Below are 23457 nucleotides of genomic sequence, written 5' to 3' on the forward strand. Positions count from 1 at the left end.
CTAGGCCTCCAGGTCCCCGGCGGAGGGCAACTCCTCTGCCTGAACGGGCAGGTGGGAGAGGTCGAACCGGCAGGTGGGAGGGGTCGAACCGGCAGGTCGGGGGCGCGTCGGCCGCCGGTCAGCCCGCCGTCGGGGTCTGTTCGCTCCGCAGCCAGGGACCGAACTCGCTCTCCAGGACCAGACGGCCGAGCTTGCGGTACTCCTGCAGGACGGCGGAGGCGAGCTGGGGCATGCCGAGCGGCCGGCCCGCCTCGGCCGCGAGGTAGGCCGCCGTCACCGCGCAGGCGCGGATCGAGCCGCCGGCGAGCTCGAAGCGGTCGGCGCAGAACTGCAGGTCGAGGTCGTCGCCCCGGGGCATCTCGGGACCCAGACAGCGGTCCCACAGCGCCAGCCGCTGCCGCGCGTCGGGCATGGGGAAGTCGGCGATCACGTCGATGCGCCGGGTGAACGCCTCGTCCAGATTGGCCCGGAGGTTGGTGGTGAGGATCGCTATGCCGTCGAAGGACTCCATGCGCTGGAGCAGGTACGCCGACTCGACGTTGGCATGGCGGTCGTGCGCGTCCTTCACCTCGGAGCGCTTGCCGAAGATCGCGTCCGCCTCGTCGAAGAGCAGCACTCCGTTGACCTCCGAGGCCTCGACGAAGATCCGCTCCAGGTTCTTCTCCGTCTCGCCGACGTACTTGTCGACGACCGTGGAGAGGTCCACCACGTAGAGCTCCATGCCCAGTTCGGCGGCCACGACCTCGGCGGACATCGTCTTTCCCGTACCGGACTCGCCGGCGAACAGGGCGATCACGCCGCGTCCGCGCCCGCCGCCGGGACGCATCCGCCAGCGGCCGAGCACCTGTTCGCGATGGCGGGCGCGCAGGGCGAGTTCGCCGAGCTGGCGGCGGGTGGGCGGAGGCAGGACGAGGTCGTCCCAGCCGACGGCGGGGTCGATGCGACGGGCGAGGCGTTCGAGGCCCGCGCCGTTCTGGGCGCGTACGGCGGTGCGGAGGTCCTGCGGTACGACGGGCCGGCGCTGTGCGACCGCCGTGCGGACGGCAACGGTCGCGGCCTTGCGCACCTGCTCGGCGTCGAGGCGGTACGAGGCGACGGCCGCTTCGAGAGCGTCGTCGTCCGGCAGGGTCACGGGCAGCGGGTGCGGGGGTGCGGCGCCTGCGGCGCCGGAGGCCCCGGAGACGCCGGAGGGTGCAGAGGGTACGGAGGCGGCCGCCGCGTCCGTCAGGGCCTGACGCCACTGGGCCGCCCTGCGTCCGGTGGCGGGCGGGCCGATCGTGAAGGGGACCGGGCTGTGCCGGGACCAGAGCGGGTCCCAGTTCTTCGCACCGTGGGTGATCAGCGGGAGGCCCGCCGCGGCGGCGCACAGGTCGCGCAACCAGCGCGCCCGCTCCGGGCGTTCGGGTTCGAGGGCCTCGAGCGGTCCGACGACGATGCCACCGCCGGAGAGCCGGGCCTCGGTCGCGAGGAGGTGCGGCAGACGGGCGGCCTCGGGGTCCGTGGTGAGCGCGGAGACGTCGAGGACCAGGGGCCGGCGGCCCGCGGCGGTGAGCGCCTCGACGGCGGCCCGGCCGGCGTCACCGCCCCGGGCCCTGAGGTGGACCGGGCCGGTGCCGGGGGCGGCTGCCGCCGCCACGCGCAGCACCGTCTCGTCGTACGGCCCCGGAGCGTACGCCCCCGTGTCGACCAGCCCCGCGAGCCTGCCGTCGGGCTCGTCGTGGCCGAGCAGATGCGCGGCGACCCGGTCGGGCACGCGCAGGGTGCGCGAGAGGAGCGGACGGTCCGGTTCTGTGATCTCCAGGAGACCGCCGCGCATCAGGGGCGCGGCGGCGGAGAAGCGGAACCGGCCCGGTCCCGCGACGGGTTCCCCGCAGAGTTCGAGGGCGAGGCCGATGGTCGGGCGCCGCCGGGTGAGGTCGTCGTTGAGGTAGCCGTAGAGCGCCTCGAAGCGGGCGTCGACGTCGGGAACGAGGGCCACGAGCAGCAACTCCTCGTCGAGCGGGAGGAGTCCGAAGTCCTCGGCGAGGCGGCGCAGCCGGGACCCTGCGGATGCCGGGGCCGCGTCTGCGGTACGCGCGGCGGAGCCCGGGCCCGGGTGGAAGGCCGCCGGGGCACTCAGGAGCCGCTCCGCGCCCTCCGGGGTGAGGTACTGGCCCCGGTAGGGGTCGTCCGGGTTCGGGTCGGTCGCGTGGCGGGCCGCCACCGCGTCGCGGACCCGCAGTTCGACGCGGGCCAGCCGCTTCCAGAGGTGGGCGAGCCCGGCCGGATCCCCGGCCCCGTCCATGGGCGCAGCCGCCTCCCTGTCCGCGTCCACGCCCGGCTCCATGCCCCTGTCCACGCCCGGCTCCGCGCCCGCCTCCATGTCCGCGTCCACGTCCGTCCGTACGTCGTCCTGGATCACCGGACGGGCCCCCGGTGGCGGCGCGTCGGCCGGGGCCTGTCGCGCGGGGCGGCGAAGCCCTGCGGACCGGGGTCGCCGGCGTCGTCGTAGCGCAGGCGCCGTCCGGGGTCCGGCGGTGTGTCGTCGGCCGCGGGGGCGACGCGTACCTCCATCCCCTCGGTGACCGGCGGCGCGGCGTCGATGAGCTCCCCCGCCAGCGGGGCCAGCACCCTGAGGTCGATCGCGGCCTTCAGCTCGCCGCCGAGGGCGGACCACACGTCTCCGGCCGACCGGCCCTGGGTGCCGCCGCCGGCCACCTCGATGGGGACGGCGAGGCCCAGCTCGGCCAGGGTGCCGGTGCGCAGACGCGCGGGCAGCACGTCCGTACGGGCCATGCACCGCAGCACCTCGGAGAGCAGCCGGTGCTCGTCCTGGGGCCGGTTGGTCCAGGCCGTGACCAGGTAGGTGAGGTCGAACCAGCGGGGCGGGGTGCGGTAGGCGACGATCCGGCCGGTGTCGTCGTACTCCTCGAGCCTGCCGGTCCGCCGCCGTTCGACGTCCTCCCTGATGTCGTAGAGGAAGACGCTGACGGTCGGGGCGTTGCGGCGCGCCGCCCACTCACGGGTGGGCGGGTCGAAGACCAGGTCGACACCGCTCTCGGTCAGGCCCGACTGGGTGAGCAGCAGGCGCAGCCCCTCGTCGACTTCGTGGATCACCGGCGCGCCACCTCGTCGGGCGGGGCGACGTTGCCGGTGACGACCAGGAAGGGCGTGGTGACCGGGGAGAACCCCGCGCCCTTGGCGGTGATCGTGCGCGGCCCCGTCTCGTCCTTGGCGAGGATCAGCAGCTGGGCGATGAACGTGCCGTCGGCGCGGGGGACGGTGGGCACGGCCGCGGCGGTGATACCGGGCTTCCAGCTGAGCGTGACGGGGGTGCCGGGCGGGAAGTCCTTGCCGCGCACGGAGGTCACGAAGCCGGGCTTGCCGATGGCCGGTACGGCCACGATCTTCGGCTGGAGGATCCGGATCCGCTGCCGGTCGGCGTTGTCGGAGGCGTCGGCGTCCGTGCCGGAGGTGGTGATCCGGCCGCTGGCGGTGGCCGTGAGCGCCTTGTCCGGGGAGAGGACGACCGTGACGACGGTGGAGGCGCCGGGGGCGAGGTCTCCGAGGGCGCACACACCGTCGACGCACCCTGCGGGGGCCTTCCCGGCCGGGATGCCGCGGGGCAGGCCGAGCCGCAGGGAGAGGCCGGTGGCCAGCGCCTCCCGGCCGTTGCGGACGGTGTACGTGAGGACCACGCGACCGCCGACGTACCCCGGTTCGGGCTGGGCGGTGAGGGTCAGCGCGGGGCCGGCCTCGGGCGCGGGCGGCGGCGGGGTGGGCTTCGGCGGGGCCGGCGTGGGTGTCGGCGTCGGCGTCGGCGTGGTCGGGGTCGGCGTCGGGGGCGCGGGGGCGTCGTCGACGGGGACGAGGGTCCGGGTGGCGTTGTCGGCCGGACTGCGGTCGATCACGGCTCCGGTGACGGACCAGTCGATCACCTGGTCGCCGGGGGTCACGCCGGTCAGCGTCACGAGGACGGTGACGCTCTCGCCCGGGGTGAGGACCCCGAGGTCGCACTGCGGGGACCCGGGCTCGCACCGCCCCTTCGACGGGGTCAGCAGGTCGAGGCGTACGCCGGGGGGTACGGCCGCGGTGAAGGTCGTGCCGGGCGCGGCGGAAGGGCCCTGGTTGGTGACGGTCACGGTCACCGTGCCGGTCTCGCCCTCGGTCACCGGGTCCGCGGCGGGCGGAGCGGTGACCGTCAGGTTCACGGACTGCTGGTACGCGGGCTCCTTCTGGCGGCCCGGAAGGGCACCGGTGAGGGACGTGACGGCGCCGGTGGCGAGCTCGACGGTGGACAGGGCCTCCGGCGAGTTGGGCGCGAGGGCCCGGCGGGAGCTGAACACGAGCCGGCTCGCGTCCGGGGACCAGGCCACGTCGCGGGGCTGGAAGGGGCCGGTGGCGGAGGTGTCGGGGACGTCCCGCCGGCATCCGTCGGGGTCGCCGCTCCGGCCCGCCGGCAGGAGGACCTGGCAGCGGCCGTCGGTGAGGTCGGTCATGAGGACGCTGTTGCGTTCGTTGACCCGCCCGCCGCCGTCCTTGCGGTTGAAGGCGAGGCGCTTGCCGTCGGGCGAGAACGCGGGGCTGTCGTCGATGACCTGGCAGGTGCCGGGGCAGAGGCGTGCGCTCAGGTCGCTCTGCTGGTCGAGCGCCTTCACGGGCACGGTCCAGATGTGCTTGTTGCCGCCCACGCCGTCGATGGTCTGGTTGCGGGTGAAGGCGAGGGTCGTGCCGTCCGAGGACCAGGTCGGCTGGGCGTCGCCGCCGGTCTGTCCGGCGGGCGGGCGTACCTCGGCGACGAGTGCGCCGGTCGTGGCGTCCGCGACGAGGATGCGGCCGGGGCCGGAGGCCGTACCGACGCCGCCGGGCGAGGTTCGGGTGAAGGCGAGGAGCCTGCCGTCGGGCGAGAAGGTGGGGTCGGTGTCCCAGTCCTTCTCGCCGCGTCCTGCGAGCGGTACGAGGGTGGGCTTGGTGCCGTCGGCGTCGGTGAGCCAGATCTGTTCGATCCGCCCGGTCTCGGGGTCGCCCGAGAAGCGGGAGACGACGATCCGCCGGCCGTCGGGGGTGTAGTTCTGGCGCTGGGTCCACGGGTCGTAGCCCTTGGCCGGGTTGAAGAGCGGGTCGGCCGCCGGGTCGGTGGTGGTCCTCGCGGCGGGGTCCTCGCGGAGGATCTTGACACCGAGGTCGCGCGGGTCGGAGCCGTCGGGCCGGACGTCCTGGAGGTACGCGTGGTTGCGGGCCTCGGCGGTGGTGCGGGTGACGACGACGGAGCCGCCGTTCTGCGGGCCGAGCCAGGTCGGGGAGTCGACGACGCGGTCCTCGTAGAGGACGACCTCGGCCCTGGTCGTGGAGTGGGCGACGGCCCGGTAGACCGTGTCGTACGGGTTGGTGCAGCCGCAGGCCCCGTTGATGCTGAGGAAGAGGAGGGTGTCGCCGTCGGGCTGCCAGGCGGCGGCCCGGGTGTTCCAGCCGGCCTGTTCACCGGAGAGAAGCGGGCCGTCGGCGCCCCGGCCGGAGGTGACGCGCAGTCGGGAGCCGGTCTCCTGACCGCCGGGGGCGAGGGTGAGGGTGTAGGCGACGAGGTCGCGGTTGACGGTGTCGTCGACCGGGTTCCAGGCGGGGTCGTCGGCGTCGCCGGCCGGTCCGTCGCTGATCCGCTCGGATGCTCCGCCGGCCAGCTGGCGGCGGTGGATCTGCCGTCCGCGCAGCGGGTCGGCGTCGGTCGCGTACGCGATCCTGGCGCCGTCCGGCGAGACGGTGGGCGCGGTCTCGTTCGCGGGGGTCTCGGTGAGGGGACGGGCCCCGGACCCGTCGGTGCCCACGATCCACAGGTCGCGCTGGGTGCCGCCGATGCCGGGCTCGGCGGAGTCGAACACCACGGACCGGCCGTCCGGGGTGAGTTCGGGGTTGGCCGCGTCGCGGTCGGAGGTCAGCTTGTGGATGCCCCCGGCGGCGTCCCGCAGGTACACCTGGGGACGGGTGCCGTCGCGCAGGCTGGTGAAGACGACCTGGTCCCCGCGCGCGGAGGCCTCGGTGTCGTAGTGCGCCGGGCCCTTGCCGAGCAGCGGCTCGCTCGTGGCCGGCTCGCCGGTGACGCGCCCCATGGAGCGGTGCTCGGTGCCCGCGAAGGCGATGCGGCCGGTCTCGTCGGCGGCCGCCGCCGCGCGGGCGGGCGCGGCGGCGGGGGTGGCGGCGCGGGGTGAACTCACCGCGAGCAGGGGCACGATCAGCGCCACGGCGACGGACAGTCTGCCCAGCCCGATACGGCCCACCGGGCCGGGGGTGCCGATCACGTCCACCTCACAGTCTGGGAGCGGTTCACCGTCGTCGAGCGTCACAGCCCGGGTCGAGCGGTGCCAGGGCGCGAGTACCCGTGCCGGGGGAAGCGTCCGCTGCTCTTTCGGGCACTCATATGAGTCCGTGCCGCATCGCGTAACCCACCGCGTGGGCGCGGTTGCGCAGTTGGAGCCGACTGGTGACCTCGTGCAGCACGTTCTTGACGGTCCGTTCGGAGTACGAGGTCTTCTGCGCGATCTCCACGGTGTCGAAGCCCTCGGACACCAGCCGGAGCATGTCGGCCTCACGGGTCGTCAGGGTGGAGAGGGTCAGGCCGCGCGGGTCGAGGACCGTCCGCTGGAGGCTGCTGACATGGGCGAGGAGCTTGCCCAGCAGGTCGCCGGGGAGGACGCCCTCCCCCTTGGCCAGCGCGGTGACCAGGTGCACGAGGCGGTCCTGGTCGGCCTCGGCGCGTCGCAGTACGGCGGCGACCGAGCATTCGATCATGGTCTGTAGCGCGCCGGCCTCGAACCGTCCGACGACGAGTCCGGTGCTCGTGGCGGTGTTGCGCTGGAGGCGGCGCAGCAGTTGCACGGTGGAGTCGTCGACCGTGTCCACCACCACCAGGGTGGCCCTGGCCCGGTCGGCGTCGGCCTCGGGCAGCAGCTCCACCTCGGGGCGCCTGCGCAGTTGTTCGGTGATTCCCGCCTGGAGGATCAGGTCTTCGGCGTAGACCGAGACCGACACCCTGGAATTGCACTGATCGCTGTTCGTCATGTTTCTTCCCACCCGTTTCATGGTCGTCCGCCGGCCGGAGGGTCTACGGCCGGCGGGTGGTTCAGATGTGGCGCGTGGCCGTGCGGCGTTGGTCCGCGGGGGCATTCGGGCTGCCCGGTCGTTGGCCCCTGCGGCCCTGGAGAAGGGCCCTTCGGCGGCCTAGGTTCCCTGCGTGACCACTTCTGCCGAACTCGAAATGCCGACCGTGACGGTCTCGCCCGGTGGCGAGGCGACGACCACCCTGAACGTCCGCAACGACAGCGACATCGTCGAGGCGTACACGTTCACGGTGGTCGGTGAGTGCGCCGCGTGGAGCACCGTCGAGCCGGCCCGTGTCTCGCTCTATCCCGGCACGTCCGAGACGGTGACGGTGCGGCTGGCCCCGCCGCGCTCCCCCGAGGTCCGTGCCGGGGAGAAGCCGCTCGGTGTGCGGGTCCTGCCCGTGGAGCACCCGGAGAACGTGACGGTCCCGGAGACCACGGTGCGTGTGGGGGCCTTCCGGGAGGTACGTCAGGAGCTCACGCCCCGCCGGCGGCGCGGCTGGCGCGGGGCGCGCTACCGGGTCGCCCTGCGGAACCAGGGGAACACGCCCGTGTCGCTCGTCCTCTCGGGCCGGCAGGCCGGGGAGGAGCTGAGCCTGCGCACCACTCCGCAGCGGAAGCGTCTCGAGCCCGGCGAGTCCGCCGAGGTCGCGCTGAAGGCGGGGGTACGGCCGCTGATCTGGTTCGGCGAGCCGGTGAGCCACCCCTTCGAGATCGAGGTGGCCGAGGCTGCCGCGTCGGCCGAGGGCGGTGCGGACGCGCCGGGGATCGCCAAGACCTCGGGGTCCGCGGAGAGCTCGTGGAGCACGGAGAGCGGCGGTGAGCCCGCCGTGTCGGGCGTCGTCGAGGGCGAGTTCGTCCAGCTGCCGGTCCTGCCGAAGTGGCTGCTGATTCTGCTCGCCGTGCTCATGGCACTGCTGGTCGCCTGGTTCGCGCTGGTCAGGCCCGCGGTGCGCAGCGCCGCGAAGGAGGCCGCGACCACCGCGCAGAAGGAGGAGGCCGCGAAGCAGCAGGAGGCCGCCGAGCAGGAGAGGGCGCGGGTCAAGCCGGCCGACAGGACCGGTGGTCAGGACCAGGGTTCGGGCGGCGGACAGGGCGACGGCGGGTCCGGTACGGGCCGTTCCGGTCCCGGTCAGCAGAGTTCCGCCACGATCGACGTCCAGACGGGCAAGGGCGGCAAGAAGGCGGGGACGTACCAGGTGCCCCGGGGGAAGGTGTTCGGGGTCACGGACATGGTCGTCGCGAACTTCCAGGGCGACGAGGGTGTCATCACGATCTCGTTCGGTGAGCGGAAGATCACCACGATCGCGCTCGAGACCTTCCGGAATCAGGACTACCACTGGGTCACCCCCATCGAAATCCCCGAGAACTCGACCGTGACCGCGGAAGTGACCTGCGCGAAGCCGGGAACTCCGGCGACCGGCCGGCAGGCGTCCGGCTGCCACGCCGTGCTGAACGTCAGCGGTGTGCTCCGTGACCTGAGGCCGTGAAGCGGAACGTAAACACATCTTTGTTCTCGGTTTCGTGAACGGGAAGACCGGGCCGACGGGTTCGTCCTGAACCCGACGGCCGTACCGGTCTTCTGTCATCCTCATGAGGAACGGCCTGACCTGTCACGATCGTTGGCCACGGCCCGATTCCCTGAGAGCGGTTTCAGGAACAGGGTAAACAGAGTTCAGTGCCGAAAAAGTGACGTCCCGCTTCACCACCGCGCCGATGGCGGTGCGAGCGTGTCCCGTTCGGCGAGCCGCTCCCTGACCTGCTCGGCGTCGGGATGACCCAGGTGCTCGAAGAGCCGCAGGGCTTCCCGCCAGGCGACCGCCGCGGCGGCGGGGTCGCCCGCGGCCGCGTGGCTGTCGCCCAGGTGCGCCAGGGTGTCGGCCTGCAGGCTGAGGTCCCCGATCTCGCGGTAGAGGGCGATCGCCCGCGCGTAGGCGTCGAGCGCCTCCGCGTGTTCACCGCGGTGGTGCCTGGCGTAGCCGACGCTGTCCCAGGCCGCGGCCTCGCCGTTGCGGTTCCCGTTCCGGCGGTGCAGGAGGACGGCTCTGCCGCAGTCGTCCAGCGCCTGTTCGTAGGCGCCGGTGAGGATGTGCGTCCAGCCGATCTCGTTGAGCACGGCCGCCGCTCCCGTGCGGTGTCCGGAGGACTCGTAGAGCGCGGACGCCAGCCGGTAGTGCTCCAGCGCCTGCGTGTGCCGCCCCCTCGCGTTGCAGAGGAACGCCAGGTTGCGGTGGGCGGTCGCCTGTCCGTCCCGTTCACCGGCTGCGGTGAAGCGGTCGAGCGCCTGCGAGAGGGTGTTGTGGGACTCCTTGAACAGCCCGAGCCTGCAGTACGCGAATCCCAGCGCGCGCAGGATGTACGCCTCGCCCGTGGTGTCGCCTGCCTCGCGGGCGGCGCGCAGGGCCCGTTCCTGGATGACCCGCTGCTCCTCCCAGCGTCCGGCCCGGTCCAGGAAGAGCTCCAGGGTCGCGGCCAGCCGCCAGCAGAGACCTTCGCCGCCGTCGCCGTCCGCGGCGGCGCGCTCCACGGCCGCCAGCAGCACCTGCCGCTGCCGGTGGAGCCACTGCGCGGCCTGCGTCTCGTCGGTCAGCTCCTCCGGCACCACGCCCTCGCCCGGGGGCGCCAGCGGAACCCGGTCCCGGTACGGGGCGAGGAGGGCGTCGGCCGCCCACGCGCTGTGCAGATGGTGCTCGACGAGCCTGCGCCGGGCATGGGACCGCTCCGCCTCGTCGTCGCGTTCCCGGTTCAGCTCCCCGGCGTACGCCCGCAGCAGCTCGTGGCAGGAGTAGCGCCCCGGCGCCTCCTCCAGGAGGAGCTGGCTCTCCAGCAGTTCGGCGATCTGGCGGCGGGCCTCCCGTACCGGCACGCCCGCGAGGCTCGCGGCGGCCGGGACGGAGATTTCCGGCCCCGCGTGCGAGCCGCCGAGCAGCCGGAAGAGCCGGGCGGCGGGCGGGGTGAGAGCCCGGTAGGACCAGGAGAAGACGCTCCGGGCGTCGGCGCTCGCATCGCTGCCGGCGAAGGAGTCCAGGCTGCCCCGGTCGGCGCGCAGCTCCTTGGCGATCGCCTCCAGGGCGAACCGGGGGTTGAGCAGGGCGCGCGCACAGACGATCGCGAGGGCGAGCGGCAGATGTCCGCAGAGCTCGACGATGTCCCCGGCGGCTTCGGGCTCGGCCGCGACCCGGTCCAGGCCGAGCCGCCGGGCCAGGAACTCGTAGCCCTCCGCGCGGGAGAGCACGTCCAGACCGAGGAAGCGGACGGCGTGGGTGACGAGGAGCCCGTCGAGCCGGTGTCGGCTGGTGACGAGGGTCAGACAGCCGGGGGTGCCGGGGAGCAGGGGCCTGACCTGCTCGGCGTCCCGGGCGTTGTCCAGCAGGATCAGCATGCGGCGGGGCGCGAGAAGGCTGCGGTAGAGGGCGGGGAGGGCCTGGGGGTCCTCCGGGACGCGCTGGGGCGGGACCCCGAGCGCCGAGAGCACCTCGCGCATGACGTCGGGCGCGCCGAGGGGGGTCATGGTGGGGTGGAAGCCGCGGAGGTTCACGTAGAGCTGGCCGTCCGGGAAGCGGCGCGCCTCGCGGTGGGCCCAGTGCACGGCGAGGGTGGTCTTGCCCACCCCGGCCATGCCGCTGATCGCCACGATCGCCGGCGCCCCGCCGGAGGCGGAGGCGGGGGTGGAGGCGCCGTCCGTGCCGTCGGGCCCGTCCAGCAGCTCCTTGGACAGGGCCAGTTCACCGCGGCGCCCGGCGAAGGTGGGTATGTCGGAGGGGAGTTGGGCCGGAAGGAACGAGGGTGCCGGCGGTCGGGTCTCCGGCTCCGCCGCGCCGCCCCGCGGGTCGACGGCTCGGACCACGACGGGCACGGCCTGCCGCAGGACGCGTTCGTGGGCGGCGCGCAGCTCAGGCCCCGGGTCGACGCCGAGCTCCCCCACGAGCCGGGAGCGTACGGACTGGTGGACGGCCAGGGCCTCGGCCTGCCGTCCGAGGGCGGCGAGGGCGGTGACGAGCCTGGCGTGCAGCGCCTCGTCGAACGGGTAGTGGTGGGTGGCCTGTTCGAGCAGCGTCAGCACGCGCTCGACGTCGACCTGCCGCGCCGCCGGGACGTGCCCGGTCGCCAGGGCGAGGTCTGCGGCCTCCTTGACGGCGGCCAGGTACTCGTGGTTCAGCGTCGTGAAGAGAGGGTGCGCGGCGACGCCCGGGGGCAGGCCCGTGCCGGCGGGACCGCCCCACAGCCCGAGGGCGTCCACGAGGAGCGACACCCCCTTGGGCCGGTCGCCGTCCGCCGTGGCCCGACCGGCGTCCTCGCGCAGGGACCGGAAGCGCATCAGGTCCAGCTCGCCCGGTTCCACACGCAGCCGGTAGCCGCCCGCCCCTCGCAGGAGCCGCCTCGCGGCGGTCCGGCTGGGCAGTTCGGGTTCCAGGAGCCTGCGCAGCGCCCCGACATGGCGGTGCACCACGTTGACCGCGCTGCCGGGCGGCTCCTCCCAGAGGGCGTCGATCACCTCCTGAGGTGTGAGCAGTTCTCCCGCCCGCGCCAGCAGCAGCGCCAGCACGGCCTGCTGCTTCGGGGGCCCCAGGGCCAGTTCGGCGTCACCTCGCCAAACCCGCACCGGTCCCAGGATCCGGTAGTGCATGCTGCCGCCCTCACCTCTCGCTCTCGCACCTGTGTTCGCTCACGTTAAGTGTCGGAGGAGGCGTATCCGTTACGGCTGTGGCCAGCGTGTTTCCGTCACGTAATCTGTGGCGATCCGGCCACCGAACGCGAACCGGGCAGAGGGGACCACACATGGAATCGCTTCTCTACGTCACCGACCTCGGCTACCAGGCACGCGGGCGGCGCTACTGCGACGAGGACATCTGGCTCTCCGGACGGCTGCGCGAGGAGTTCGACGTCGCGCTCTGCCATCCGCTCGACGCCGCCGCGCTGATGGGCCGCTTCGACGCCGTCGTCGTACGCAACAGCGGGCCCGTCCTCCACTACCAGGAGGCGTACGACGCCTTCACCCGCGCCGCGCGCGAGGGCGGCGCGCGCGTGTTCAACTCGCTCAGCGGGAAGGGCGACATGGCCGGAAAGGACTACCTCCTCCAGCTGTCGAGGGAGGGATTTCCGGTCATTCCCACGGCGGGTCGGCGCGAGGAGTTCGCGCGGCTGCCGGAGGCCGAGGAGTACGTGGTCAAGCCGGTCCTCGGGGCTGACTCGGTCGGTCTGCGGTTCGTGGAGCGGGCGGACCTCCAGGACGTGGACCCCGCAGGGATGCTCGTCCAGCCGCGGATCCCGTTCACGTACGAGGTCTCGTTCTACTTCGTGGGGCACGCCTTCCAGTACGCCCTCTACGCGCCCGACCCGGACGCGCGGTGGAGGCTGGAGCGGTACGAGCCGACCGGCGACGACCTCGCGTTCGCGCGGCGGTTCGTGGACTGGAACGGTCTGGAGTTCGGCATCCAGCGCGTCGACGCCTGCCGGGCGCCGGGCGGGGAGCTGCTGCTCGTGGAGCTGGAGGACCTCAATCCGTACCTCTCGCTCGACCTGGTGGGCGAGTCGGAGCGGGAGGCGTTCGTGACCGCGATGAAGGGGTCGCTGCGGGAGCTGCTGAAGAGCTAGGGGCCCGGGGGCGGGCCACGGCGCCGAAGGCCCCGGGGGCGGGCCACGGCGCCGAAGGCCCCGGGGGCGGGCCACGGCGCCGAAGGCTCCGGGGGCGGGCCACGGCGCCGAAGGCTCCGGGGGCGGAAGAGCCCGGGCGCGGAAGAGGCTCAGGCCCGGCGGCCGGTCGCCCGCGACCACCCGGGGCGCCGCCCCACCGCCTCCGCCTCGCCGCCTCGCGGCTATGCCCCTATGCCGACCGCTTGCGCGGGGTCGCCTTCTTCGCGGACGCCGTGGTCTTCTTCGCCGCCGTCTTCTTGGCGGCCGTCTTCGCCGTCGACTTCGTGGCCGACTTCGCCGTCGTCTTCTTCGCCGCCGCCTTGCCACCGCCCGCCCCGGACCCCGTGCCGGCCGTCTTCGACGTCGACTTGCGGGCCGGGGCCGCCTTCTTCGCCGCCGTCTTCGACGTGGACTTCCGCGCGCCCGTCTCCTTCGGGGTGCGTGCCGAGGTCTTGCGGGGAGTCAGCTCCCTCACGTCGGCGTCCCCGCCCTCGCCGCGCGCCTCCTTGGCCGCGCGGACACTGCTCTCCAGGGCCGCCATCAGATCGATGACCTGGCCGCCGCCCGCCTCCTCGGGCTCCGGGGGCGCCACCGCGGCGCCGCCCTCCGCCTTGGCGGCGATCATCTGCTCGACCGCCTCCCGGTAGTCGTCGTGCAGGGTGTTGATGTCCACCTCGCCGAGGGTCGCCATCAGCGCGTCCGCCAGGTCGAGTTCCGCGTCCCGCACCGAGACGGGCGTCTCCGGGGCCACTCCCTCGGGCGCCCGGATCTCGTCCGGCCAGAGCAGTCCGTGCATCGCGATCACGTCGTCCACGACCCGGAGCATCCCGAGCCGCTCGCGCCCGCGCAGCGCGTACTTGGCGACGGCCACCTTGTCGCTCCGCTTGAGCGCCTCGCGCAGCAGGGTGTACGGCTTGGCGGCTGCCGCCCCGCTCGCCGAGAGGTAGTACGCGGCATCCATCTGGAGCGGGTCGATCTCCCCGGCGGGCACGAAGGCCACGATCTCGATCGTCTTCGCCGTCGGCAGCGGGAGCGTCGCCAGATCCTCGTCCGTGATCGGGATCATGGTCCCGTCGGACTCCTCGTAGGCCTTGCCGATCTCGGCCTGGGAGACCTCCTCGCCGTCCAGCTCGCACACCTTGCGGTAGCGGATCCGGCCGCCGTCGGCGGCGTGGATCTGGCGGAAGGACACGGACCGGCTCTCGGTGGCGTTCACCAGCTTGATCGGGATGCTCACCAGACCGAAGGAAATGGCGCCGTTCCATATGGATCGCACGTTTCATCCCTTTCGCACGGTACTTCCGGATTCGTGGGATTCTCATCGTATGACGCCCATCACGGAGGTGGAGGGGCGGCGCCTCCCGCTCAGCAATCTGGAGAAGGTCCTCCACCCCTCCACCGGCACCACCAAGGGCGAGCTGCTGCACTACTACGCCACCGTCGGCGCCGCGCTCCTGCCGCATCTGCGCGACCGCCCGGTGTCCTTCCTGCGCTATCCGGACGGCCCCGACGGGCAGCTCTTCTTCACCAAGAACCCGCCGCCCGGCACACCCGCCTGGGTGAAGACCACCCCGGTCCCCCGCTCCGACGACCCGCGTGCGCGCCAGGTCATGATCCAGGACCTCGCCTCCCTGATGTGGGCGGCGAACCTGGTCGTGGAGTTCCACACCCCGCAGTGGCGGGCCGGCTCGCAGGCCGTCGCCGACCGACTCGTCCTCGACCTCGACCCCGGGCCGCCGGCCACCGTCGTGGACTGCTGCCGGGTGGCCCTCTGGCTGCGGGAGCGGCTCGCGGCGGACGGCCTGGAGGCCTTCGCCAAGACCTCCGGGGCCAAGGGCCTGCACCTGCTCGTTCCGCTGGAGCCGACCCCGTCCGACCAGGTGTCGGCGTACGCGAAGCGACTCGCCGTCGAGGCGGAGGCGGACCATCCGGCGCTCGTCGTCCACCGGATGGCCCGGTCGCTGCGGCCGGGGAAGGTCTTCGTCGACTTCAGCCAGAACGCCGCCGCCAAGACCACCGCGACCCCCTACACCCTGCGCGCCCGCCCCCGGCCCACCGTCTCCGCGCCGGTGACCTGGGAGGAGGTCGAGGCGTGCGACGCGCCCGAGCGGCTCGTCCTGCTGATGGACGACATCGCGCCACGTCTGGAGCGGCACGGAGACCTGCTCGGGCCGCTCTTCGACCCGGACCGGGCCGGGGCCCTGCCATGACCGCGGCCCCCGGACCGGGGCCCGCGGAGGGTCCCGTCCTGCGGCCGCCGGTCGACGTCATGCGCCCGCGCCCGGCCGACGAGATCCCGGCGCAGGGAAGCACTCCGGGGGGTCTGCAGTACACCCTCAAGCTCGACGGTTTCCGGGCCCTCGCCTTCGTCCTGGAGGACCGCAGGGTCTTCCTGCAGTCGCGCTCGCACCGGGACCTCTCCCGGGAGTTTCCCGAGATCGCGGCGCATCTGGGCGCCCGGCTGCCGGCCGGCGTCGTCCTGGACGGGGAGCTGTGCGCGTACCGCGAGGGACGGCTGAGCTTCACCGACCTGCTCCGCTCGCACGCCGACCGCAGACAGGCCGGCGTGCCGGTCTCGTACATCGCCTTCGACGTCCTCGCCCTCCCCGGCAGGGACGTCAGGGCGCTGCCGCTCGTCGAGCGCTGGAAGCTGCTGGGCGTCGCGCTGAGCGATGTCGGACCGCCCGTGCAGCCCGTGCTCGCGACGCTGGACGAGGAGACGGCACGGGGCTGGTTCCGCGATCTGCGCGCGGTGGGCGTCGAGGGGATCGTGGCGAAGGCGCTGCGCTCTCCGTACCGGGCCGGTGAGACGTGGGCGTGGCGGAAGGTGCGGCACGCGGACACGCTCGACGGCACGCTCCTCGGACTGGTGGGCCCGGCGGACCGGCCCCGGGCACTGCTCGTCCGCCTCCCCGACGACCGTACGGTGACGACCTCGCCGAAACTGACTCCGGCGCAGGCCCGCGAGGTCGGCGCGCTGGCCGCGGGCCGGCTCGGGGCCCCGGTGGAGCATCCCGAGCACGGCACGGTGACCCCGCTCGCCGAGCCTCTCGCCGTGGAGCTGCGGCAGCAGGCCGGGCGCCACGAGACGGCCCGCTTCGTGCGCGTACGGTCCGACGGCTAGGCCGCCGGCGACGGTCCGGCGGGTCTCCGTCCCCGGCTCCGTACACCCGTTCTCCCGCGCTCCCCATACGCCACTCCCCGTACCGGCGGGCGCAACTCCGCTTACCGCTCCCGCAGATGGCGCAAAGCGAGCGGCTCGCGGGCCCTTCGGGGACCGCGTCCGGTCAGCGGGTCCTTGTTCCCGGTGTGGTGGTGCACACTTGCTGCCTGGTACAGCGCTCACGGGGAAGGCGGCGGCCGCATGCTGACGGGGATCGAGGAGGTCGACTGGGCCTCGTTGGGGCATGCCTACGGACCAGCCGACGATGTACCGGGGATGCTGCGCGGACTCGCCTCGCCCGACCCCGGTGAACGGGAGCTCGCCCTCGACGGCATGTACGGCGCGGTGCACCACCAGGGAGACGTGTACGACTCGACGCTCGCCTGCATCCCCTTCCTGCTCGAACTCGTCGCCGACCCGGAGGTCCAGGACCGGGGCGGCATCGTCGAGTTGCTGACCAGCATCGGCGGGATCGATCTGAGCGGCGAGGACGAGCTCGACGAACTCGACCCGGACGACGAGGACTTCATCCCGGCCGCGAACTACGCCATGGCCGCCGCCGCGGTCGCCGCGGGCGCCGACGTGTTCCTCGGGCTCGTCGGCGACCCGGACTGCGAGGTGCGGCTCGCCGCCCCGTGCGCGCTCGCCTCGCTGCACCCGGACCCGGCCGGTGTGCTGACCCTGCTGAGAGAGCGGCTGACCGTCGAGCGGGACACGGAGGTGCGGCTCGCGCTGGTGGAGGCGGTCGGGCGGATCGCGCGGCGGCACGAGTCGCTGCGGGACGAGACCGTCGACTGGCTCGGCTGGCTCACCCGCGCGGCCCACGCGCCGGGGCTGCGGCTCGCGGCGCTCACACAGCTGGCCCGGTGCGCGCCGGGCGAGGTCCCGGACGACGTGGTCGAGCGGGTGACGCGGCTGCTCGACGAGGTGCGGACCGCGCCGCCCGAGGCGGCCGCCCCGGAGAGCTCCCGGCCTTCCGCGCCCACGTTCGCGGGGCAGGTCCGTGAGCTCTTCGAGGAGCATGCCGCGAGCCGTGCGACCCCGTGGACCGACGAGCTGATGCGCACCCTGCACACCGCGCTCGACGACCGCGTCGAGGACCGGATCGCGCTGATCCTCGCCCAGCTGCGCAGCCCGGACCGGTGCCAGCGCGCGGACGCCATCTGGCTGAGCGGCGGTCTGATACGGGTCTGGCGCGGGCGGTACGAGGAGGTGGTGCGGCTGGTCGGGACGCAGCTCGCCGACCCCGATCCCCGGCTGCGCGAGGCCGCCACCTCGTTCCTGGAGAGCCTCTTCGAGCTCACCGGGCCCGCGACCGACGCCCTCGCGGCCGGGCTCGCCGCGCGCCCCGGACGGCCCGACCGGCCCGAGTGGGAGGAGTGGGCGGACCGGCCGGAGGACGAGCCGGGGGCACCGGACGTGCGCGGCCGCGCCCTGCTCGCCCTCACCCGCTCGGGGGACGCGCGGGCCGTACCGCTGCTCGCCCGCGCCCTGGTCGAGCCCGAGGTCCGGCGTGATCTGCTGTACGCCGTCCCCACCCTGGGGCCTGCCGCCGCGCCGCTCGCGCCGCTGCTGCGCCGCCGGCTGGCCCGCGTCGACCTGGGCGACCGGCTGTACGAGCACGCGGCGCCGCTGCTCCACGCCCTGGCCTCGGTGCGGGGCGTGCAGGCGATGCCCGAGGTGCTGCGGGTGCTGCGCGGGGCGCCGTCGAACCGGCGGGACTGGGTGCAGGAGGCGGCGCTGAGGACGCTGGCCGCGTTCGGCCCCGCGGCGCGGGAGGCGATCCCGGACGCGCGGGCCCTGCTGGAGAGCGAGTCGGCGGCGGTCTCGGCGCAGGCGGCGCTCACGCTCTGGGCGGTGGAGGGCGACCGGGAGGCCGTCCTGCCGGCGCTGGTGGCCTGGCTGGGCCCGGACGCGACCGCTCCTGACCGGTGCGCGGCGGCCCGCGCCCTGGGCGCGATCGGCCCGGCGGCGGCGAGCGGCGCGCCCGCCCTGCTCCCGGGGCTCACGGCGCTCGACCTGTGGGTACGGGTGCGCAGCGCGACGGCCCTGTGGCGGGTCTCCGGGGACGCGGCGGCGGCGCTGCCGGTGCTGCTCGCGGCCTGGGAGGAGAACCGGCACGCGCGCGTGGACATCGCGGAGTGCCTGGCGGAGATGGGTCCCGAGGCGGTGGAGGCGCGGTGGGTGATCCGTTCGGAGCTGGCCCGGCCGCGCCGTCACAACGTGCGGGAGAGCGGCTACAGCAGCCATGACATCCACGAGGACGAGAAGCTGCTGACCTTCTGCCGCGCCGCGCTCGACCGGATGGAGCGGTAGGAGGCCGGGTGCGACGGCTTCGTCGCACCACGTACGGGCCACTGCTACAAGACCGCAATAGCGGACATTTAGCTTCGAACCATCTCCGCCGGCGACTGCTCGCCGGTTCGGCGCTCACCCCCGCCCTCGACCGGGAGATCCAGCGGGTCGACAAAAAGGACTTCCCTACGAATAGGGTCTATGGGAGGACCGACCGTCCGGACCTCCTGCTGATCACCCGTGGGGCCGGTCGTGGGCGGTCACCGGAGTGACACCGTCATCCTCTTCGCCGAACCTGGTGAAGCAGCGAACCGATCGCCCCCCGAGGAGCAGAGTGAGACCGCCCGGACGGCCGCTCGCCGCCGCCGTGGCCCTGGCCGCGGCGGTGCCGCTCGCGCTCTCCGGCTGCGGCGCCGAGGGCGAGCTGAGGAGCGCGGGCGCCACTCCCACCGCCGTCGGACCCGTGCGCCTCTGGCCCGACCTGCCGCCCGCGACCGCGCCGCCGCTCGACTACGGCGAGACCGACACCGAGTCCGTCCCCGGCATCGAGGTGCCCGACAACAACGTCCACCGGGTGGACGCCGTGGCCGTGGTCCGCGCCGAGGTGAAGGCCCATCCGGACACGTACTCCGGGGCCGACGGCATGTACCAGGAGACGGCGCGGCAGATCGGCCGGTGCACGGAGGACCCCGCGAAGTGCCCGGTCATGACGCCGTACTACCGCGATCTGACCGGCAACGGCCGGGACGAGCTGATCGTCGGCATCCGGATGCCCGAGCAGCAGGTGGGGGTGCGGGTGTATCTGGCCGAGAACGGCGGGCTCACCCGGATCATGTCCACCGTCGACCAGGTGATCAGCGTGGAGCTGGCGGGCCGGGACCTGATCGTACGGGCCTCCTCGGCCGGCATCCCGGGGTACGAGTACCGCACGGCCTGGTCCTGGGACGAGCAGCAGGGGGCGATGCTGCCGGCCCGGGACGAGATCGTCCGCGTCAAGCCGCCGGGCCCGTCCGTCTCACCGGCTCCCCGGCCCCGGCTCGTCGAGCCGACGCCCACGCCCGGTCCGACCGGCTCCTCCCCGGCTCCCTCCGACACCGACGACGCCTTCGGGGAGGCCCCGTGACCGCGCGCGGGCGGCTCCGCCTGCCCGCCTGGACCGCGACGCTCACCTGGAAGTCCGCGGTCTTCATCACCGTCATGTGCTGCGCCCTGGCCGCGCTGCTCGGCGCCCTCGTCCATGTCTCCGTGTCCCGGCAGACCGAGGACGACTTCCGCGAGCGGGCGCTCGCCCGGCTGACCACGGCCTCCCGGGCCTACGAGGCGGGCGACCCGCTCCCCCGGGCCACCGGGATCGACCCCGAGGACCTCCCGGACGAGCTGCGCGCGCTCGCCCTGAAGGGGGAGCGCGGCACGATGGCCGGGGAGTACCGGGACCGGCCGACGATGTGGGCGGCGGGCCCGGCCGACGGCCGGGCCCTCGCCGTCCGGGTCGACTACTCCACGGGCACGGAGATCATCGACGGCCTCGACCGCTCGATCCTGGGCTCCTCGGTCCTCGCGATCGGGGCGACGCTGCTCGTGGGCGCGTTCGCGGTCACCCGGGTCACACGGCGGCTGCATCTGACGGCCCAGGTGGCCCGGCGGATCAGCGCGGGCGATCTCGACGCGCGCGTGGACGACCCCCGCACGAAGGTCCCCGGGCGCCCGCAGGACGAGGTGGCCACGGTCTCCGGGGCGCTCGACACGATGGCCTCCTCGCTCCAGCGCAAGCTCCAGACCGAGCAGCGCTTCACGGCGGACGTGGCGCACGAGCTGCGCACCCCGCTGACCGGGCTGTCGGCCGCCGCCGAACTGCTGCCGGAGGGGCGGCCGTCGGAGCTCGTGCGGGACCGGGTGAAGGCCATGCGCGGGCTGACCGAGGACCTGCTGGAGATCTCGCGGCTCGACGCCCGCAACGAGACCGTCGACCTGGCGATGCACGATCTCGCACCGCTCGCGCGCGGGGTGGTGCGGGCCTCCGGGACGGAGACGGAGGTACGGGTCGTCCGGGACGCGATGGTCGAGACGGACCGGCGGCGCCTGGAGCGGGTCCTCGGCAACCTCGTCGCCAACGCGCATCGGCACGGCGCCCCGCCGGTCGTGCTGACCGTCGACGGCCCCGTCGTCACCGTGCGGGACCACGGGGCCGGATACCCGGAGTACCTGCTGGCGTCCGGGCCGCAGCGGTTCCGTACCGAGAGCGGCGGCAAGGGACACGGCCTCGGGCTCACCATCGCGGCAGGCCAGGCCGAAGTGATCGGCGCGGAGCTGGTCTTCGGCAACCCGCCGGACGGCGGCGCCGAGGCGCGGCTGACGCTGCCGGAGTACGTACCGTTCACCGGCCCCTGACGGCACACCGTCACACATAAGGGATATAAGCCATATCGCTTGCTACGTTGCGGACCATGACCGCAACGACGGCGGACGCTCCCCCGCCCGCGCTACGTGTCCCGAAGCGCCGCGGCGTGGAACTCTCCCTGCTCGTCGGCGCCGTCCTCATCTCCGTCATGGGCTACGCGAACGTCGGACTGGCCAGGAACGACGCCGTCCCGCCGGACGCCCTGCGCTACGGAGCCGGTCTGGGCGCGCTCGCGCTCCTCGCCCATCTCGCCGTACGGTTCCGCGCCCCGTACGCCGATCCGCTGCTGCTGCCCATCGGCGTCCTCCTCAACGGCCTCGGTCTGGTGCTGATCTACCGTCTCGACCTGGAGACGCCGAAGGACCAGGCGGCCTTCACCCAGCTGGTCTGGTCGGCGCTCGGTGTCGCGCTCTTCGCCGCCGTCGTGGTGCTGCTGCGCGACCACCGGGTGCTGCAGCGGTACGCGTACCTGTCGATGGCCAGCGCCCTGGTCCTGATGCTCGTGCCGATCCTCTTCCCCGCGGTGAACGGGGCCAAGATCTGGATCCGGATCGGCGGACTCTCCTTCCAGCCGGGCGAGTTCGCCAAGATCCTGCTCGCGGTCTTCTTCGCCGCCTATCTGGCCGCGAACCGCAACGCGCTGGCGTACACGGGCCGCAGGATCTGGCGGCTCCAGCTCCCCACCGGCCGGGTGCTCGGGCCGATCGTGGCGATCTGGGTGCTGAGCGTGGGAGTGCTCGTCCTGGAGCGGGACCTCGGCACGTCCCTGCTCTTCTTCGGACTCTTCGTGATCATGCTGTACGTGGCGACGGGCCGAACCGGCTGGATCGCGGTCGGGCTGCTCCTCGCGGGCGTCGGGGCGTTCGCGGTCGGCTCGCTCGAACCCCATGTGCACAGCCGTGTCGAGGATTGGCTCAACCCCTACGCCTCCATCGAGGCGGGGGACGGACCGAGCCAGCTCGCGCAGTCCCTGTTCTCCTTCGCCGCGGGCGGGATGCTCGGCACGGGACTCGGCCTCGGGCACTCCATCCTGATCGGCTTCGCCGCCAAGTCCGACTTCATCCTGGCGACGGCGGGCGAGGAGCTCGGACTGGCGGGGCTGACCGCCCTGTTCCTGCTGTACGCGCTGCTCGTCGCGCGCGGGTTCCGGGCCGGGCTCGCCCTGCGCGACCCCTTCGGGCGGCTGCTCGCGATCGGTCTCGCCTCCATCGTGGCGCTCCAGGTCTTCGTCATCGCCGGCGGGGTGATGGGCCTCATCCCGCTCACCGGCATGGCGATGCCGTTCCTGGCACAGGGCGGCTCGTCCGTCGTCACCAACTGGATCATCGTGGCGCTGCTGATCCGGCTCAGCGACTCGGCCCGCGCACCGCTTCCGGACACGGTCGAGCCCGGTGTCGTCGCACCGGCGGTGGAGGACGCCCGGTGATCCCGTACATCCGGCGCGCTGCCGCGCTCTGCCTGATCCTGCTGGCGGCGCTGCTCGTCAACGCGGCGCGGGTGATGGTCGTCCAGTCCGACGAGCTGAACGAGAACCCGGCCAACCGGCGCGTCGCGATCACCCGCTGGGGCGAGCCGCGGGGCGAGATCGTGGTCGAGGGACGGCCGGTGACCGGCTCGCGGGACAGCGGCCAGCAACTGCGCTACGAACGGACGTACAAGCAGGGACCGTTGTACGCGCCGGTGACCGGCTACGCGTCGCAGACGTACGGCACGACCTTCGTCGAGCACGCCGAGGACGACATCCTGGCCGGTACGAGCCCGTTGCTCGCCCCTCTGCCGTTCTGGAACGACATCGGCCGCGGACGGCAGCCCGGCGGCGACGTGGTGACGACGGTCCGGGCGTCGATGCAGGAGGCCGCGTACCGGGGGCTCGGCGGGAAGCGGGGCGCGGTGGCGGCGATCGAGCCGTCGAGCGGGCGGATCCTGGCCCTGGTCTCCTCCCCCTCGTACGATCCGGCGCTGCTGTCCGGGACGGGTGCCGAGGTCAAGGCCGCCTGGGCCCGGCTGAACACCTCGCCGAACCAGCCGATGCTGAACCGGGCGATCCGGCAGACGTATCCGCCCGGCTCCACGTTCAAGATGGTGACGGCGGCGGCGGCGCTGGACGCGGGCGTGGTGACGGACGTCGACGCGCCGACGGACACCCCGGATCCGTTCGTGCTGCCGGGGACCCGGCAGGTGCTCCCGAACGCCGCGGAGGGGTGCGGGAACGCGTCGCTCGCGTACGCCATCCAGTGGTCGTGCAACACGGTGATGGCCGGGCTCGGGGTGGAGGTCGGGCTCTCCGGGATGGTGCAGGCGGTGGAGAACTTCGGCTTCAACGACACGGGCCTGTCGATCCCGTCCTGGGTCGCGAAGTCCGGCTTCGACCGGGAGATGAGCGACGACCAGCTCGCCCTGTCGTCCATCGGCCAGTTCGACACGACGGCGACGCCGTTGCAGATGGCGCTGGTGGCGGCGGCGATCGCCAACAACGGGGAGATCGCCCACCCGTATCTGGTGGAACGGACGACGACGGCCGGCGGCAGGACGGTCGACACGACGGGCCGCCGCAGCTACCGCCAGGCGATGCGCCCGTCGACCGCGAACCGGCTGCAGCGGCTGATGGTCAAGGCGGTCGAGGAGGGCACCGGCACCAACGCGGCGATCCCGGGGGCGACGGTCGGCGGCAAGACGGGCACCGCCCAGCACGGTCTGGGCAACACGGGCACCCCGTACGCCTGGTTCATCGCCTGGGCGCAGGCGGCGGACTCGGCCCAGCCCGCGGTGGCGGTCGCGGTCGTCGTGGAGGACGCGGAGGCCAGACGTACGGAGATCAGCGGCGGCGGCAGCGCGGCGCCGATCGCCCGGGCCGTGATGGAGCAGGCGCTACGGCCCCGGAACGACGGCTGACC

Annotated in this window: 15 protein-coding genes; 9 read left to right on the forward strand and 6 right to left on the reverse strand. The window is 73.6% G+C overall.

Translation table 11 applies throughout. From position 1 onward, the window contains the following. Nucleotides 1-118: 118 nt before the first annotated feature. The 4 genes from ACF1G2_RS13800 to ACF1G2_RS13815 all read right to left on the reverse strand — a co-directional run bounded on the left by ACF1G2_RS13800 (nt 119) and on the right by ACF1G2_RS13815 (nt 7053). Nucleotides 119-2284, reverse strand: coding sequence for an ATP-binding protein (locus tag ACF1G2_RS13800; protein ID WP_391798573.1), 2166 nt, complete (start codon nt 2282-2284; stop codon nt 119-121). A 113-nt stretch (nt 2285-2397) separates the two neighbouring features. After that, nucleotides 2398-3096: a DUF4255 domain-containing protein gene (locus ACF1G2_RS13805; protein ID WP_391798442.1), complete on the reverse strand. Its 699-nt coding sequence runs from the start codon at nt 3094-3096 to the stop codon at nt 2398-2400. After that, the gene (locus ACF1G2_RS13810) at nt 3093-6272 is read right to left on the reverse strand and encodes a hypothetical protein (protein ID WP_391798443.1); all 3180 of its coding nucleotides are present in this window, start codon (nt 6270-6272) and stop codon (nt 3093-3095) included. The genes ACF1G2_RS13805 and ACF1G2_RS13810 overlap by 4 nt, the downstream gene beginning before the upstream one ends. Nucleotides 6273-6387: 115 nt before the next feature. After that, nucleotides 6388-7053 carry a response regulator transcription factor gene (locus ACF1G2_RS13815; protein WP_391798444.1) on the reverse strand — a complete coding sequence of 222 codons (666 nt, stop codon included), beginning with the start codon at nt 7051-7053 and terminating at the stop codon, nt 6388-6390. A 175-nt stretch (nt 7054-7228) separates the two neighbouring features. On the opposite strand from ACF1G2_RS13815, the gene ACF1G2_RS13820 reads away from it, so the two are divergent. Next, nucleotides 7229-8563 carry a hydrolytic protein gene (locus tag ACF1G2_RS13820; protein ID WP_391798574.1) on the forward strand — a complete coding sequence of 445 codons (1335 nt, stop codon included), beginning with the start codon at nt 7229-7231 and terminating at the stop codon, nt 8561-8563. 212 nt (nt 8564-8775) lie between these two features. On the opposite strand, the gene ACF1G2_RS13825 is transcribed toward ACF1G2_RS13820, so the two are convergent. Continuing rightward, nucleotides 8776-11700 (reverse strand): BTAD domain-containing putative transcriptional regulator, encoded by a 2925-nt coding sequence (locus tag ACF1G2_RS13825; protein ID WP_391798445.1) that lies wholly within the window; start codon nt 11698-11700, stop codon nt 8776-8778. 152 nt (nt 11701-11852) lie between these two features. On the opposite strand from ACF1G2_RS13825, the gene ACF1G2_RS13830 reads away from it, so the two are divergent. Then, on the forward strand, nt 11853-12668 hold the full coding sequence (locus ACF1G2_RS13830; protein WP_391798446.1) for a hypothetical protein: 816 nt from the start codon (nt 11853-11855) through the stop codon (nt 12666-12668). A gap of 229 nt (nt 12669-12897) precedes the next feature. Here ACF1G2_RS13830 and ACF1G2_RS13835 read toward each other — a convergent pair whose 3' ends face one another. After that, entirely contained in the window at nt 12898-13983 is a 1086-nt protein-coding gene (locus tag ACF1G2_RS13835; protein ID WP_391798447.1) for a Ku protein, read from the reverse strand. Nucleotides 13984-14032: 49 nt separating this feature from the next. On the opposite strand from ACF1G2_RS13835, the gene ligD reads away from it, so the two are divergent. From ligD to ACF1G2_RS13870, 7 genes are all read left to right on the forward strand, one after another. Further along, on the forward strand, nt 14033-14917 hold the full coding sequence (ligD, locus tag ACF1G2_RS13840) for a non-homologous end-joining DNA ligase (protein ID WP_391798448.1): 885 nt from the start codon (nt 14033-14035) through the stop codon (nt 14915-14917). Beyond that, a complete protein-coding gene (locus tag ACF1G2_RS13845) occupies nt 14914-15831 on the forward strand; it encodes a DNA ligase (protein WP_391798449.1) in 918 nt (305 codons plus the stop codon). Before ligD ends, ACF1G2_RS13845 begins: the two co-directional genes overlap by 4 nt. 240 nt (nt 15832-16071) lie before the next feature. Then, a complete protein-coding gene (locus ACF1G2_RS13850) occupies nt 16072-18186 on the forward strand; it encodes a HEAT repeat domain-containing protein (RefSeq protein ID WP_391798450.1) in 2115 nt (704 codons plus the stop codon). Between the two features lie 313 nt (nt 18187-18499). Then, a complete protein-coding gene (locus ACF1G2_RS13855) occupies nt 18500-19288 on the forward strand; it encodes a hypothetical protein (protein WP_391798451.1) in 789 nt (262 codons plus the stop codon). Beyond that, a complete protein-coding gene (locus ACF1G2_RS13860) occupies nt 19285-20553 on the forward strand; it encodes an ATP-binding protein (protein WP_391798452.1) in 1269 nt (422 codons plus the stop codon). The genes ACF1G2_RS13855 and ACF1G2_RS13860 overlap by 4 nt, the downstream gene beginning before the upstream one ends. A 56-nt stretch (nt 20554-20609) precedes the next feature. Next, nucleotides 20610-21989 carry an FtsW/RodA/SpoVE family cell cycle protein gene (locus ACF1G2_RS13865; protein WP_391798453.1) on the forward strand — a complete coding sequence of 460 codons (1380 nt, stop codon included), beginning with the start codon at nt 20610-20612 and terminating at the stop codon, nt 21987-21989. After that, nucleotides 21986-23455, forward strand: a complete 1470-nt coding sequence (locus ACF1G2_RS13870; protein ID WP_391798454.1) for a penicillin-binding transpeptidase domain-containing protein — start codon at nt 21986-21988, stop codon at nt 23453-23455. The genes ACF1G2_RS13865 and ACF1G2_RS13870 overlap by 4 nt, the downstream gene beginning before the upstream one ends. The last annotated feature ends 2 nt before the right edge of the window (nt 23456-23457 follow it).

This window comes from Streptomyces sp. NPDC013457 (assembly GCF_043089925.1).
Lineage (GTDB): Bacteria > Actinomycetota > Actinomycetes > Streptomycetales > Streptomycetaceae > Streptomyces.

Coding starts and splice junctions, on each gene's coding strand:
- ACF1G2_RS13850 (WP_391798450.1), top strand. CDS start 16,072: ATGCTGACGGGGATCGAGGAGGTCGACTGGGCCTCGTTGGGGCATGCC.
- ACF1G2_RS13865 (WP_391798453.1), top strand. CDS start 20,610: ATGACCGCAACGACGGCGGACGCTCCCCCGCCCGCGCTACGTGTCCCG.
- ACF1G2_RS13820 (WP_391798574.1), top strand. CDS start 7,229: ATGCCGACCGTGACGGTCTCGCCCGGTGGCGAGGCGACGACCACCCTG.
- ACF1G2_RS13800 (WP_391798573.1), bottom strand. CDS start 2,284: ATGGACGGGGCCGGGGATCCGGCCGGGCTCGCCCACCTCTGGAAGCGG.
- ligD (WP_391798448.1), top strand. CDS start 14,033: ATGACGCCCATCACGGAGGTGGAGGGGCGGCGCCTCCCGCTCAGCAAT.
- ACF1G2_RS13815 (WP_391798444.1), bottom strand. CDS start 7,053: ATGAAACGGGTGGGAAGAAACATGACGAACAGCGATCAGTGCAATTCC.
- ACF1G2_RS13825 (WP_391798445.1), bottom strand. CDS start 11,700: ATGCACTACCGGATCCTGGGACCGGTGCGGGTTTGGCGAGGTGACGCC.
- ACF1G2_RS13845 (WP_391798449.1), top strand. CDS start 14,914: ATGACCGCGGCCCCCGGACCGGGGCCCGCGGAGGGTCCCGTCCTGCGG.
- ACF1G2_RS13830 (WP_391798446.1), top strand. CDS start 11,853: ATGGAATCGCTTCTCTACGTCACCGACCTCGGCTACCAGGCACGCGGG.